We start from the raw sequence: 13,274 nt of genomic DNA, 5'->3' as shown, positions 1-13,274 counted from the left end.
TGACAGCTGGCGCTGAGGCACCCGCTGATTTGGGGTTCTCCTCGGCTACTCGTCGTTGGCCTCGCTGGCGTCCACATCAATCGTCGGGTGGCGTTTCTCGAAGCGCACCGTCAGGACGCCGCCGCTGAGGCTCGCCTGTCCACTCTGGGGCAGCACGGGCTCGGGAAAGCGCAGGGCGCGGGTAAAGGTCCCGCCGGGCCGTTCCGAACTGAGCAGCCGCTCGGGCACCTCGCGGCGGCCCGCGACGGTCAGGTCCATTCCGGCCTCCTCCAGTTCCAGGCTGCCTGGGTCCACGCCCGGCACGTCGAGCAGCAGCAGCAGGTGGGTCTGATCGTCCACCCAGTCGGCGGGAGGGGTCCAGACGCCCGCGCCCCCCAGCGTCTCGACCTCCTCGCGGAGGGTCATAAGCTGTTGAAGGCGGGCAAGCACCGGCTCATTCATATGCCTACGCTACCACCAGCACGGCGCGCACGCCCTACAATCCCGCCTGTGACGCCCGCCGCGCCCCCCCCGATTCCCATCCTCACCGCCCCCACGGCCGCGGGCAAGACGGCGCTGGCGCTGCACCTCGCCGAACAATTTGGACTGGAGATCGTCGCCGCCGATGCCTTTACCGTCTACCGGGGGCTGGACATCGGCACCGCCAAGCCGACGCCCACAGAGCGGGCCGCCGTGCCTCATCATCTGCTTGACGTGGCCGACGTGCGTGAGGGCTACGACGTCGCCCGCTACGTGCGTGAGGCGGAGGCAGCTCTGGCAGACATTCTCGCGCGGCACAGGCGACCACTCATCGTGGGGGGCACAGGCTTTTACCTCTCGGGCCTGACGCGGGGGCTGCCGCTGACCCCCCCGGTGGACCCCGGGGTGCGGGCCGAGGTGGAAGCGGAACTGGAGCGGCGGGGCCTCGACGCCTTGCTCGGGGATGTGGAGGCGGTGAACCCCGCCGAGGCCTCACGTCTGGAGCGCAATCCCCGCCGGGTGGTGCGCGCGCTGGAGGTCTACCGCCGCACCGGCCGTTTTCCCGGCGAGTTCGGCCACAGCACGCCCGCCTTCACGTACCGGGCCTTTGCCTTCACCCGTCCCTGGCCTGAGCTGGAGGGACGAATTGCTGCCCGGGTAAAGGCCATGCTCGCGGGTGGCTGGCCGGAGGAAGCCGCTTGGCTCGCCTCGCAGGTGCCCCCGGAACGCGGGTCCCGCCCCACCGCCTGGCAGGCCCTGGGTTACCGGGAAGCGCTGGCCGTCTATGGGGGCCATTTGCTCCCCGAGGAGGCCGGCGCCAGAATCGCCCTCGCCACCCGCCAGTACGCCAAACGGCAGCTGACCTGGGCGCAGACGCAACTCAGGGCCGAGGTGGGCGGCGCGCCGCAGGGGGTGGCGGGGGCGTTGACGGCGTTTCTGGGCAGCGACCGGGGAACCAAGTCCGGTTGAGGGAGCGCGTATCTGGCCTTCACATTTCTCCTGTCGACTCAGGACTGGGCCAGCTCCGAGAATCCACCCGGTACACTGGCGTCCGAGTCACACTGTTCCGGCTTGTTCAGCGTCCGGCGGCTCGGGGAAGAAGTTGGCCCCGTCCGTTTCGTTCACCCCGCCTCCGCGCGGGTCTTCAGGGGGCATCACATGAAACCACGTGTTCTGGGCATGATTCTGGCGGGCGGTCAGGGCTCGCGCCTCGCGCCACTTACCCTTAAGCGCTCCAAGCCCGCCGTGCCGTTCGGCTCGAAATACCGCATCATCGACTTTGCCATCAACAACTTCATCAACTCGGGCGTGTTTTCCATCTATGTACTCACCCAGTACAAGGCGCAGAGCTTGACGGAGCACATTCAGCGCGGCTGGCGCTTTGGCACCTTCCTTCAGGACTACTTCATCACCCTGGTGCCCGCGCAGATGTACCGCTACGAGGAACTCGGCGCGGTGTGGTACCGCGGCACCGCCGACGCCGTGTACCAGAACGTTCACCTGATCGACAACTTCGACGCCGACTACGTGGCGATCTTTTCCGGCGATCACATCTACAAGATGAACGTGGACCACGTGCTCCAGGCCCACATCGACTCGCGGGCCGACGTGACGATCGCCGCCTACCCCATGCCGCGCACCCAGGCGCACCAGTTCGGCGTGATGCAGGTGGACGCCCGGGGCCGCGTAACCGAGTTCTTGGAGAAGCCCGCCGACCCGCCCGGTACCCCTGACGATCCCGACACCTCGCTGACGAGCATGGGCAACTACATCTTCTCGCGCCGGGCGCTTGAAGAACTCCTCGAAACGAGCATCAACGAGGAAGAGGGCGGCTTCGACTTCGGTCACAACGTCATTCCCCGCGCATTGAATGACGGCTACCACGTTCAGGCCTACGACTTTCACAAGAACCCCATTCCCGGGCAATCGGGGCCCAACCTGTACTGGCGCGACGTCGGCACGCTCGACGCCTACTTTGAGGCCAGCCTGGACCTCGTGAGCATCAACCCCGAGTTCGACATGTACAACCCGCAGTGGCCCCTGCGGACCAGCAGCGAGTTCTCGCCCCCCGCCAAGTTCGTCCACGAGGCCGAAGGGCGCAAAGGCCAGGCCTTCAACTCCCTGATCGCGGGCGGCAGCATCATCAGCGGCGGCACGGTGCGGGACTCGGTGCTGAGCCGCAACATCCGCACCCATTCCTACTCGATGGTCGAGAGCTGCGTGATCTTCGACGACGTGGAGGTGGGCCGGCACTCGCACCTGCGCCGCGTGATCGTCGACAAGGACGTGGTGATCCCGCCCGGGACCAAGATCGGCCTGAACCTCGAAGAGGACCGTGCCCGTGGCTTTACGGTCACGGAAAGCGGTGTGGTGGTGGTGCCGAAGAGTTACACGTTCTGAAGTCGTAAGGATTCCGGGTCATCCGTGATGAAATCACGGGCCGACCCGGGCGGAGCGAGCAGGAAAAACGGTGACCCAGAGGCGTGGAATCACCGAAGCGGCTGTAGCGGCTGGTCCGGAATCCTGATCGCCGGTTGCCAGGAACAAAAGGAGAAGGTGGGCTGCCCCGCCTGCTCCTTTTGTTTTCCTGGCAACCGGCTGCTGGCGCCTACACCAACACCGGCTCCACATATTCCCCGTACACCGCTTTCAGCGTATCCATCTGTTCGCCCAGCGTGGTGTAGGCGTGGGCGCACTCCAGGAAGGCGGGCATCGTGTTGGCTCCGGTAACGGCAGCGTCACGGAGGGCGGCGAGGGCGGCCTCGGCGCGTTTGGGGTCGCGCTCGCGCCGCACCTGCGCGAGCCTCGCCTCCTGCACGCGCTCCACCTCCGGGTCAATCAGCTGGATGGGCACTTCCACCGCGTCCTGCACGAAGTCGTTCACGCCCACGACGATGCGGTCCTTGGTTTCCACCTCTCGCTGATAGCGGTAGGCGGCCTCGGCCATCTCCAACTGGAAGAAGCCGTTCTCGATTCCAGTCTCCACGCCGCCCATCGCGCGAATCTGCTCGATGTAGCCCATCGCCGCGGCCTCGATGTCGTTCGTCAGCTTCTCGACGTAGTAGCTGCCCGCCAGGGGGTCCACCACGCCCGCCACACCGGTCTCGTAGGCGATGATCTGTTGGGTCCGCAGGGCGATGGTGGCGGCTTCCTCCGTGGGCAGCGCCAGCGCCTCGTCGAATGAGTCGGTGTGCAGACTCTGGGTGCCGCCCAGTACTGCCGCGAGCGCTTGAATCGCCACGCGAGCGATGTTGTTCAGCGGCTGTTGCGCGGGCAGGCTGACCCCGGCGGTCTGGGAGTGCGTGCGGAGCATCCAGCTTCTCGGGCTCTTCGCCCCGTAGCGGTCCCGCATCTGCCGCGCCCAGATGCGGCGGGCGGCGCGCAGCTTGGCGATTTCCTCGAAGAAGTCGTTGTGGATGTCCCAGAAAAAGGAGATGCGGGGCGCAAACTCGTCGATGTTCAGGCCGCGTTCGAGCGCCTTTTCTACGTAGTGAAAGCCGTCGGCCAGCGTGAAGGCGAGTTCCTGCACGCCCGTCGCGCCAGCTTCCCGGATGTGGTAGCCGCTCACCGAGATGAAGTTCCACTTGGGCACCACGCGGGGGCCCCACTCGAAGGTGTCGATCACCAGCTTCACGCTCGGCGCGGGCGGATAGATGAATTCCTTCTGGGCGATGAATTCCTTGAGGATGTCATTTTGGATGGTGCCGCCCACACGCCCAAGGTCTTTGCCCTGCTTCTGCGCGTTGGCGATATACATCGCCCAAATCGCGTTTGCCGGGGAGTTGATCGTCATGGACGTGGTGACTTTTTCCGGGTCGATGCCCTGAAACAAGATCTCCATGTCGGCCAGGCTGCTTACGGCCACGCCGCACTTGCCCACCTCGCCCCTGGAGAAGGGATGGTCCGAGTCGTAGCCCATGAGGGTGGGGAGGTCAAAGGCGGTGGAGAGACCGGTCTGGCCGGCTTTCAAGAGGGCGTGGAAACGCCCGTTGGTCTGCTCGGCGCTGCCGAAGCCAGCAAACATCCGCATGGTCCAGAGCTTGCCGCGGTACACACTGGGCTGCACGCCGCGCGTGTACGGAAACTCGCCGGGGTAGCCCAGGTCACGCTCGGCGTCCCATTCGCCCAGATCGTCCGCCGTGTAGATCGGCTCGGGCTCCATGTCCGACAGGTTCTTGAAGTTGTACTTGCGCTCAGGGAATGTCTGGGCGGCAGGCGCGTACACGCTCTGCATCCACGCGTTCTTGGTTTTCATCGGGGCACCTCGGATGGGGGAGGGGAGGCGGGAAACAAACGTCCGTTAGGTTGCAGACAGGGTAGCAGAATGGTTCTGCCCTTTGGCCCATGCCGCTGCTTTTCGGTCCTTCTGTTCTGGGACGAATTGCTGCTGCTCCCCACCGTTGTTGATTTCGCACCGGGGTCCTTGACGCCCAGCCGCCCTCACCCGCACCTCGGTGCCTGGCTCCGCGCCGCGGAGAGAACACGCCTTTGGAGCTGCAACCCGTCACCATCTACGCCGAGGACCAGGGAGCCCCTCAAGCGGCCCTCGCTGCCAGAGGATACGAAATCGGCGGCTGGACCCGGGTGCCCCCAGGCGCGTGACCGTGACCTGCACCTGACCCCTGCCCCCGCCCCATCTGCTAAAATCCCCGTTTGGGTGTCCCGCCCACAGCCTCCCGCGTCAAGAGCGGGGTGTGCGGCGGGCTTTTTTATGGCACGCCGGGCTGAGAGCTGATCGCTAAATGCTGACTGCTAGCAGCTCCAAAGGCACGAGGAGCTGAGACTGACATGGAATACCGCAACATCGCCATCATCGCGCACGTCGACCACGGCAAGACCACGCTGGTGGACGGCCTGCTGAAGCAGACCCTGAAACTCGGCCACGGCGAGGAAATCACAGAGCGCGCGATGGACTCCAACGACCTCGAAAAAGAACGGGGCATTACCATCTTGGCCAAGAACACGGCCGTGGAATACAACGGCGTCAAGATCAACATCGTAGACACGCCTGGACACGCCGACTTCGGTGGGGAAGTGGAGCGCGTACTGGGGATGGTGGACGGCGCGTTGGTGCTTGTGGACGCCGCCGAAGGCCCCATGCCGCAGACCCGCTTCGTGCTTCGCAAGGCCATTGAGCTGGGCCTCAAACCCATCGTGGTGATCAACAAGATTGACCGCCAGGATGCCCGCCCGGAAGAAGTCGTCAACTTGACCTTTGATCTGATGGCCGAACTTGGCGCGAACGACGACCAGCTCGACTTCCCGATCCTGTATGCCGTTGCCCGCGAAGGCAAGGCGTACAGGGAACTCGACAAGCCGCAGGAGGACATGCACGAGCTGTTCGATATGGTGCTGGAGCACATCCCGGCGCCGAAGGTGGACCTGGAAGCGCCCTTCCAGATGCTGGTGACCAACCTCGATTACTCGGAGTACCTGGGCCGCATCGTGCTGGGGCGCGTGCAGCGCGGCACGGTGAAGAAGGGCGAGTTCGTTCAGCTCATGCACAAGGACGGCACGATGACCAAGGCCCGTGTGGTCCAGCCCTTCACCCACCTGGGCTTGCGCCGCATTGAGGTGGACGAGGTGGGGGCCGGGGACATCGTGGCCCTGGCGGGCATTGAGGACGCCCAGATCGGCGAAACCGTGGCGGACCTTGCCGATCCGGAAGCCCTGCCCATCATCACGGTGGACGAGCCGACCGTCTCCATGACCTTTCAGCCCAACACCTCACCCTTCGCAGGCAAGGACGGCAAGTACGTGACCAGCCGTCACCTCAACGACCGCCTCAAGCGTGAGGTCATGACCAACGTGTCGCTGAAGGTCGAAGAGGTTCGCCCCGACGAGTTCATCGTGTCAGGCCGTGGCGAGCTGCACCTCTCGATCCTGCTCGAAACCATGCGCCGCGAGGGCTACGAGGTGCAGGTGGGCGCGCCCCAGGTCATCATCCGCGAGATTGACGGCGAGAAGCACGAGCCCATCGAGCACCTCGTCATTGACGTGCCCGAACACCACGCCAGCACCGTGATTGGTGTGCTGGGCGCGCGTAAGGGCCAGATGGTGAACATGGAGCCCCAGGGCAACCGCACCCGCGTGGAGTTCAAGATTCCCTCCCGCGCCCTGTTCGGCTTCCGCACCCAGTTCCTGTCAATGACCCAGGGCGAGGGCATCATGAGCCACATCTTCGACGGCTACGCGCCCTGGGCTGGGGAACTCAAGACCCGTCAGAACGGCTCGCTGGTGAGCATGGAAGACGGCGTGGCCTTCGCCTACTCGATCTTCAAGCTGCAAGATCGCGGCACCTTCTTTATCGACGCGGGGCAGGACGTCTATGTCGGCATGATCGTGGGCGAAAACGCGCGCGAGCAGGACATGAACGTCAACGTCTGCAAGAACAAGAAGTTGACGAACGTCCGCTCGGCGGGTGCCGACGAGGCCCTGACCCTGATCCCCCCCAGACGCCTCTCGCTGGAAGACGCCCTGGAGTACATCTCCGACGACGAACTCGTCGAGCTGACGCCCCACAACATCCGTCTGCGCAAGAAGATCCTGAATCCCAGCTTCCGCAAGTAACCGCCGCCCATAGGGCCGAGCGGAGCGGTATGGCGCCGCAGGAGAGCGGCCCGTAGAGCCGCGCAGCAGAGAAGCGAAAAGACCCCCGGGGCTTCCCCGGGGGTCTTTTCCGCTTGGACCCGAAGCCGCCCTGTTCCCAGCCCTCTTGCTGGTGGCTGGCTGCTCCCGAAAGAGTTCTGACAGACCCACCTGTTTAGATAGGGAGCATGGACTGGCAAAACGTCAGCCGCCGCTGCGGCACCCTTCAGCGACTGGCGAGTGGGCAAAACGGGGAGATGTGGCCCGTAACGGAACACACCTACACCTTCTTTCTCGGCGAGGACGAGCGGTTTGGCGAGACGCGCGTGCCGTTCTTCACGGGTGTGGGGGCCACGCCGGAGGAAGCTGAGGAGCGGGCCTACAGCGCCTTTTTGCGGGCTGAGAACTGCTCGCACGTCTTCGTGCCGCGCGCGGCCAGCAACGTGGCTGAATGCCGTACCTGCCGGATGCTGCTCCGGCTGGAGCGTCCCGACGTGACTCCGGCTACTTCCAGCGTCCGGCCCAGTTGGTGGCAGGGGCTGCTGCGCCCCGCACGGCCGACTGCGGCGGGTGCAGCGGCTCCGGGAGCGGGAGACTGATAAGGATTCCGGTTAACAGTGATGAAACAACACGCCACCCCGAGCGGAGCGAGCGGGAAAAATGGTGATGGAGAAGCGTGAAATCACCGGAGTGGAGGGAATGGAACGGATGATCCGTAAACCGTATAAGCGGGATTTCGGCCGATCTGCTTCGTGCTCGCTCCGCATAGCGCGTGAGGCTGGGGTTGAGGCAGGTCCGCTGCGAAGAGGCGCGCGGCCATGACGGTAACAAAGCGCCGGAGCGGCGGGGCCCACCCATGATTTCTGAAGGCCAGGGAAGGTTTTCGTCAGATCTCCTTCAGGCGAAGCTTGCGTAGCTCGCGCTTTTTTCAGCGGGCCGGCGCGTATTCTGGGAGGGCGATTATCCGTCTGTTTCCCGCTCATCCTCAAGGAGTCTCCTGTCATGTCCACCCCGCCTGAGCTGCGGCACACCCACACCCTGACCTTGCCCGGCGGCCCGCTGCACTTTATTCAGGACCCCAGTCTGCCCAGCTACCTCGCGGGCTACCACGCGCCCACCATGAGCGTGATTTACGGTGGCTCGCCTCCCGTGCTGCATGAGCAAGAAGCCCTGATGCGTTACGGCCAGCGCACTGTGGCGCTGCAAAAGGGCGACGCCCTGGAAATTGTTGCTGCGCTGGGCGAGGTCTGCGACGGCTGGACCAATGTGCCGCTCGACCCCGAGTTGACCGAGTATATCGAGAAGCTGCTGATGTCGGCCCTGCTGAGCGAGCCGGTGGCCCCCATGCGCCCAGACATCTCCGAGCCGCTGACAGAGCAGGCCGCCTTCTCGCCCATCATGCGTAGCAGCGGCGAGGAAACGCGCGCCGTGCAGGTCACTTTCGAGCTGGGGCGCGGCAGCAGTCCCGAGAGCATGACGCGCGGCGGCTGGCGCATGACCCGCCAGGGCATCGAGAACAGCCAGGGGCAGCTGCTGTTTGCCAAGGTAGAGGACAACCCCGGGGCGGCGGCGCCGGGGCGGCCCGAACCTGCCGCTCCCGCTCAGGCTGGTTTTCTGGGCCGATTACGCAGCGCGATGACGCGGCGTTGAGGCCAAGGCCCCCGCTCTCCGGAATGCTCTACGGGTCCCACAGGGAGTGGGGGCAAACCCATCGGCCGCTGGGCAGACGCCTTGAACCCAACTGTGCTGGGGCTCCCCACGGTCACGCCCCAGTCTGCCCTCAGTACAGTTGCCCCGCCTCCACCCGCCCCTCCGGCTCCTGCCCGGCAGTGAGGTCTGTCAGAAATTGTCCGGTATACGCGGCTCCGCGCTCTACGAGGTCCCGCGTGGAGGAGGCGACGTGGGGCGTAATCAGCACGTTGGGCCGTTCCCACAACGGGTGCCCGGGCGGCAGGGGTTCGGGGTCCGTCACGTCCAGCACCGCGCCGCTGAGGTGTCCGTTGTCCAGTGCGGCCAGGAGGGCGTCCGTATTCAGGAGGTTGCCGCGCCCCTGGTTACTGAGCCACGCGCCGGGCTTCAAACGGGCCAGGACCTCCGCATTCACGATCCCCCGGGTTTCCGGGGTGCTCGGCAGCAGCAGGACCACCCAGTCGGCGGCGGCCAGCACCGCGTCCCGCTCCTCTACGGGTGTACGCGAGCGAATGCCCGTGACAGCCGCGCCCAGGGGCCGCAGCAGGTCTTCCAGAATGCGCCCGATGTGCCCGTGGCCCCAGATCGCTACCCTTTGGCCGTCCAGGGTGCCCAGGTCGAAGGTGCTCTGCCAGCGGCCTTCGCGTTGCCGGTCGCGGAACAAATGCAGGCCCCGCGCGGCGGTGAGCATCCCGGCCAGCGTATGCACGGCCACCGCGCGGTCATGCAGGCCGTGGGCGTTGTAGAGGGCCACACCTTCCGGCACCTGCGAGGCGACGTGCTCGATGCCCGCTGTCAGCGTCAGCACCCACTTCAACCCGGGACGGGACAGCAGTTCGGCCCGGGTCTGGGCAGGAATGAGCCACAGCACGGCCCCGTCCGCCTCACCTTGCGGCACGTGGTCCTCCCGGAAAAAGGCGAACGAAACCCCCGGCACCTCCAGGGCCCGAAATTCAGGGGTGTCCGGCAGCAGTACGCGCACTGTCCCACTCTCCTCTCGTGATTTCCATATGAACGTCCGTGCGGCCTCCCTGCTCGGTGCGGCCCACTTCACGGAAGCCGCAGGCCACAAAGGCCCGCTGCGCCCGGCGGTTGTGCCCAAAGGTGGTGAGGCGCACCCGGGAAAGGGGCTTGCGCCGTTCGCCCTCCGCCTCCCCAAAGGCCCAGCACAGCAGCGCCATCACCGCCTCGCGTCCGTAGCCCTGGCCCCACAGGGAGCGCACGCCGATCATCACCCCCAGGGTACCCACCGATGGACTCAAAGGGGGCGGCGGGCGCAGGTCATACAGCTCGGCGCTGCCGATCAGCTCGCCGGTCTCACTCAGTACGCCGAAGCCCACGCGCTCACTCGTGGTCTCTTCCTCCAGCATCACCCGGCGAAACAGCCACTCGGGCAGCCGGATGGGCCGGGCGTCGTTCCAGTCGGCCAGCTCGCGGTCCCGGAAAAAGCGGTACATCGTCCGCCACTCGGCGGCGCTGAGGTCCGGAACAGGCTTCAGGGTCACGCGTCCCCAGCGTGTGGCCGCGCCTCTCTCCGCCATGCGCGTCAGTGTATCCCCCGGGCTGGGGGCAGGGCACGGTCCCGCGCCTCCTGCGCCAGTGTGCCCAGCGCCCGCGTTACGTCGCGCGTCAGGCGTTCGAGGTGAAAGGCGTCCCCCTCCGCCCGCTCTACCGCGCCGTCCCCCCCGACGACGAGCAGGGCGAGCGCGCGGCCCCCCGCGTGGCGAACAAAGACGCCCGGGTGCTCCCGCAGGGCAACTTGATCGGCTTCGGTGAGGACGGTCCAGGCGGGATCGGCGGGGGTCAGGCCCAGGTGTGCGGTGGGCAGACGCCTGGCTTCCAGCTCGCCCTCCAGCCACCCCATCGCCTCCAGCCGTCCGCCGATGATGCCCTGCTCGATGTGGGGCCGCCGGGCGTTGTAGCGAATCGTCCGCCCGTCTCGCCGCCGCAGGTCCCCGCCCGCCGCACGCACGAGGGCGTGCCCAGCGGCGATATCCCACTCGCTGCGCGGGGACATGGAAAAGGTCACGTCCACCTCCCCCGCTGCCGCCCGCGCGAGCTTCAGAGCGATGGAGCCGCTGGGGGCCATGCCAGGCAGATTATGGCGGTGCAACTCGCGCTTGAACTCGGTGTCCGAAACGCTGACCACGTAGTCGGTTCGGGGGCTGAATCCCGCCGCCGCCCCATTCTTCTGCACGCCTCCAGCCACCACGCCTGAAAAGAGTTCGTTCGTCGCGGGTGCGTAGACCACACCCAGCGTGGGTTCGCCGCCCACCGCCAGGCCGATGCTCACGCAGTAGTCGGGGCTGCCGGTGGTGAATTCCTTTGTGCCGTCGATGGGGTCCACGATCCAGACGCGTTCCCGCCCCAGGCGCTCAGGGTTGTCTGCGGCCTCCTCGCTGAGCAGGCCGTCGCTCGGAAAGGCGTCGCTGAGCCCACGCAAGATCAGCTCGGAGGCCTCTTTGTCGGCTGCCGTCACCGGATCGTCCGCACCCGTTTTGTGCTCCACGGTCAGGCCCCGGGCGAGGTGGACGCGCAGCAGTTCGCCCGCCTGCCGCGCCAGGCGCTCGGCCGTTCGTTGCTCGTCTTGGAGTGGAGGAGGGGAGGAGGGAGCAGTCATGGGGGGAGCATACGGGACGGGGGGAAGGGAGAGGCGGGGCAAAAGGCGTTCGGCTGGGGCGGCGCGAGTGAAGCGGGAAGGCCAGCAGAGTGACGGCAGGCCCTCCAAAGCCGTCTCATACGGTTTCTGGATCATCCGTTCCATCCCCTCCGCTTCGCTTCGGGGATTGCACGCCTCTGCGTCACCGTTTTTCCTGCTTGCTCCGCGCCGTTGAATCGGTTGTGAAATAACGGATTCAACGGAATCCTTCTCATCTCAGAACGCCGTGCGCGTTCGGCACAGTGGTGGAGCCTCGGGTGGGTGAGGATTGTCCTCGTGCACTTCCTCTGGAAATTGGCCAGACCAGATGCCGGAGCCTGCAGGCCCCGTCCTCGGTCCGCCTTGCGCCCCAGTCGCCCTCACGTTCCCACCGGACGTATTCGGACCCGTGCTCTCCGCCGCTTACGTTTCTGTCTGAACGCTCCTGCGAGGTGGGCTGTGCTTATTCCTCTTCCGTTCCTGGCAGTGGCGCCGTGCGCGGGGGGCCGCCGTCGAAGCCACCCGAGCCGCTGATGCGGGCTCCGTGGACCTCGCCGCCGGCATCGTTGCTGGGATCGGCCAGCCGGGCGGTGCCTCCGGGATTCTCTGGGGTGATGACGCTGAAGTCCGAGAAGCTGCCTGGCGTGCCGTCGTCGAAGCTCGGCTCATCGTTCACGTTGTTCGGCACGAAGTCGTCGCCGTAGGCCACCGCGTTGTCGAGCATCTCGGTGCGGATGGAGGGGTCAACGCCGTCGTCGATCGCCATCCCTGATCCGGCCAGGGCGTCGGTGCCCCCGAAGTTGCGCCCGCCGCTCACGTCGCCGGAGATGTGGTTGTCCTCGTCCTCGTGTTCGGCTTGGCGGACGGCGGCGTCGTTGGCCTGGGTGTCCTGAAACTGCTTGTGGTCGTCTTGTGGAAGCGAGTAGTCGGTCGTCTGCGGTCCCTGGGAGTCATCACGTTGGGTCATACCCGGATTAGACGGGCCCTGCGGGCAGGAGCGATGAAAGCTTCCAGAAGAAGCGTTGGGTCTCAGAGGCAACGCGGGCCGCCCCGTGGTGATCGAAAGGACAGTCGGCCAGAAGCCGGACGGTTAGGCACTCTGCCAAGAAGCTTATAAGGCCGCGGGTCGCCCGACTGAGCGAGGATAGGGAAACAGAAAGGAGCCGCATATGGCCGACAAGATTGAAATGACCGCCGAGGGGTACGCCCGCTTGCAAGCGGAGCTGCAAAAGGAACGGGACCGTCTGGACGACGCCGTAACCACCATGGCCGCCTCCAAGGACGAGGCGATGGACGTCGAGGACCGCAGCCTGGAGGCCGCGCAGTTCAACCTCCCCGTGATGGAGGCGCGCATTCAGGAACTCGAAGACGTGCTGACCCGCGCGGTGGTGGTGGAGGAATTGCCCGAGCATCCCGACAGCGTGCGCCTCGGTTCGGTGGTGACGCTGCAAGACGAAACGCACGGACGCGAACTGACGGTGCAGCTCGTGAGTGGAGTGGAAGTCAGCGCCCTGGTCGAGGGTGTCACCCAGGTCAGCGATGACAGCCCGGTGGGTCAGGCCCTGATCGGCCGGCGCGAGGGCGACAGCATGGAAGTGGAGCTGCCCTCGGGAGCCACGCGGTACACGGTCAAGGGGATCAGCGGCCATTAGGCGGAGGGCCCACCGGGTGCGCCGCTTCAGGCCCAGGGTGTTGCGGTGAGGCCGGTAGGTTGCTGGACCTTGAGGCGGCGGTCCCGCTGCCCTGCCTAGCCGCCATGCATTGACCCAGGCAACGGGCAGGACTACACTTGCGCCCATGAGTGCGGCGCAGCAACGGAACAACGTGAATGACGATCCCCGCTAGGGGACGCCTCGCCGCACACCGCGCCCCCGACCCCACACCGGAGTCGGGGGTTTTC

Annotated in this window: 12 protein-coding genes; 6 read left to right on the top strand and 6 right to left on the bottom strand. The window is 66.0% G+C overall.

Annotated features, from left to right (window positions below):
* Positions 1 to 45 precede the first annotated feature (45 nt).
* The gene (locus B9A95_RS23065; RefSeq protein ID WP_084049412.1) at positions 46 to 441 is read right to left on the bottom strand and encodes an Hsp20/alpha crystallin family protein; all 396 of its coding nucleotides are present in this window, start codon (positions 439 to 441) and stop codon (positions 46 to 48) included.
* Between the two features lie 48 nt (positions 442 to 489).
* Between B9A95_RS23065 and miaA the strand changes: the two genes are divergently transcribed.
* Together miaA and glgC are read left to right on the top strand one after the other, a co-directional pair.
* Positions 490 to 1,428, top strand: a complete 939-nt coding sequence (gene miaA, locus B9A95_RS23060; RefSeq protein ID WP_245808446.1) for a tRNA (adenosine(37)-N6)-dimethylallyltransferase MiaA — start codon at positions 490 to 492, stop codon at positions 1,426 to 1,428.
* 189 nt (positions 1,429 to 1,617) lie between these two features.
* Entirely contained in the window at positions 1,618 to 2,859 is a 1,242-nt protein-coding gene (gene glgC, locus B9A95_RS23055; RefSeq protein ID WP_084049410.1) for a glucose-1-phosphate adenylyltransferase, read from the top strand.
* 208 nt (positions 2,860 to 3,067) lie between these two features.
* Here the strand turns inward: glgC and B9A95_RS23050 are convergent, their stop codons facing one another.
* A complete protein-coding gene (locus tag B9A95_RS23050; protein ID WP_084049409.1) occupies positions 3,068 to 4,714 on the bottom strand; it encodes a methylmalonyl-CoA mutase family protein in 1,647 nt (548 codons plus the stop codon).
* A gap of 533 nt (positions 4,715 to 5,247) precedes the next feature.
* On the opposite strand from B9A95_RS23050, the gene typA reads away from it, so the two are divergent.
* The 3 genes from typA to B9A95_RS23035 all read left to right on the top strand — a co-directional run bounded on the left by typA (position 5,248) and on the right by B9A95_RS23035 (position 8,697).
* Positions 5,248 to 7,029, top strand: a complete 1,782-nt coding sequence (gene typA / locus B9A95_RS23045; RefSeq protein WP_084049408.1) for a translational GTPase TypA — start codon at positions 5,248 to 5,250, stop codon at positions 7,027 to 7,029.
* Between the two features lie 206 nt (positions 7,030 to 7,235).
* On the top strand, positions 7,236 to 7,646 hold the full coding sequence (locus tag B9A95_RS23040; RefSeq protein WP_084049407.1) for a hypothetical protein: 411 nt from the start codon (positions 7,236 to 7,238) through the stop codon (positions 7,644 to 7,646).
* 403 nt (positions 7,647 to 8,049) lie between these two features.
* Positions 8,050 to 8,697, top strand: a complete 648-nt coding sequence (locus B9A95_RS23035) for a hypothetical protein (RefSeq protein ID WP_084049406.1) — start codon at positions 8,050 to 8,052, stop codon at positions 8,695 to 8,697.
* A gap of 130 nt (positions 8,698 to 8,827) precedes the next feature.
* Here B9A95_RS23035 and B9A95_RS23030 read toward each other — a convergent pair whose 3' ends face one another.
* The 4 genes from B9A95_RS23030 to B9A95_RS23015 all read right to left on the bottom strand — a co-directional run bounded on the left by B9A95_RS23030 (position 8,828) and on the right by B9A95_RS23015 (position 12,341).
* Positions 8,828 to 9,718: an NAD(P)-dependent oxidoreductase gene (locus B9A95_RS23030; protein WP_084049405.1), complete on the bottom strand. Its 891-nt coding sequence runs from the start codon at positions 9,716 to 9,718 to the stop codon at positions 8,828 to 8,830.
* A complete protein-coding gene (locus tag B9A95_RS23025; protein ID WP_084049404.1) occupies positions 9,690 to 10,277 on the bottom strand; it encodes a GNAT family N-acetyltransferase in 588 nt (195 codons plus the stop codon). The genes B9A95_RS23030 and B9A95_RS23025 overlap by 29 nt, the downstream gene beginning before the upstream one ends.
* Before the next feature lie 5 nt (positions 10,278 to 10,282).
* Positions 10,283 to 11,356 carry a 3'(2'),5'-bisphosphate nucleotidase CysQ gene (locus B9A95_RS23020; RefSeq protein WP_084050926.1) on the bottom strand — a complete coding sequence of 358 codons (1,074 nt, stop codon included), beginning with the start codon at positions 11,354 to 11,356 and terminating at the stop codon, positions 10,283 to 10,285.
* A 481-nt stretch (positions 11,357 to 11,837) separates the two neighbouring features.
* Positions 11,838 to 12,341, bottom strand: coding sequence for a hypothetical protein (locus tag B9A95_RS23015; RefSeq protein ID WP_084049403.1), 504 nt, complete (start codon positions 12,339 to 12,341; stop codon positions 11,838 to 11,840).
* A gap of 202 nt (positions 12,342 to 12,543) precedes the next feature.
* Here B9A95_RS23015 and B9A95_RS23010 point away from each other — a divergent pair, with 202 nt between their 5' ends.
* Entirely contained in the window at positions 12,544 to 13,026 is a 483-nt protein-coding gene (locus B9A95_RS23010; RefSeq protein ID WP_084049402.1) for a GreA/GreB family elongation factor, read from the top strand.
* Positions 13,027 to 13,274: the final 248 nt, after the last annotated feature.

It is taken from the genome of Deinococcus hopiensis KR-140, from assembly GCF_900176165.1.
GTDB classification, from domain to species: Bacteria; Deinococcota; Deinococci; order Deinococcales; family Deinococcaceae; genus Deinococcus; species Deinococcus hopiensis.
The sequence above is the reverse complement of the archived record's forward strand: the minus strand, read 5'-3'. Positions and strand labels throughout refer to the sequence as shown.

Coding starts and splice junctions, on each gene's coding strand:
- B9A95_RS23065 (WP_084049412.1), bottom strand. CDS start 441: ATGAATGAGCCGGTGCTTGCCCGCCTTCAACAGCTTATGACCCTCCGC.
- glgC (WP_084049410.1), top strand. CDS start 1,618: ATGAAACCACGTGTTCTGGGCATGATTCTGGCGGGCGGTCAGGGCTCG.
- B9A95_RS23050 (WP_084049409.1), bottom strand. CDS start 4,714: ATGAAAACCAAGAACGCGTGGATGCAGAGCGTGTACGCGCCTGCCGCC.
- typA (WP_084049408.1), top strand. CDS start 5,248: ATGGAATACCGCAACATCGCCATCATCGCGCACGTCGACCACGGCAAG.
- B9A95_RS23040 (WP_084049407.1), top strand. CDS start 7,236: ATGGACTGGCAAAACGTCAGCCGCCGCTGCGGCACCCTTCAGCGACTG.
- B9A95_RS23035 (WP_084049406.1), top strand. CDS start 8,050: ATGTCCACCCCGCCTGAGCTGCGGCACACCCACACCCTGACCTTGCCC.
- B9A95_RS23025 (WP_084049404.1), bottom strand. CDS start 10,277: ATGGCGGAGAGAGGCGCGGCCACACGCTGGGGACGCGTGACCCTGAAG.
- B9A95_RS23020 (WP_084050926.1), bottom strand. CDS start 11,356: ATGACTGCTCCCTCCTCCCCTCCTCCACTCCAAGACGAGCAACGAACG.
- B9A95_RS23015 (WP_084049403.1), bottom strand. CDS start 12,341: ATGACCCAACGTGATGACTCCCAGGGACCGCAGACGACCGACTACTCG.
- B9A95_RS23010 (WP_084049402.1), top strand. CDS start 12,544: ATGGCCGACAAGATTGAAATGACCGCCGAGGGGTACGCCCGCTTGCAA.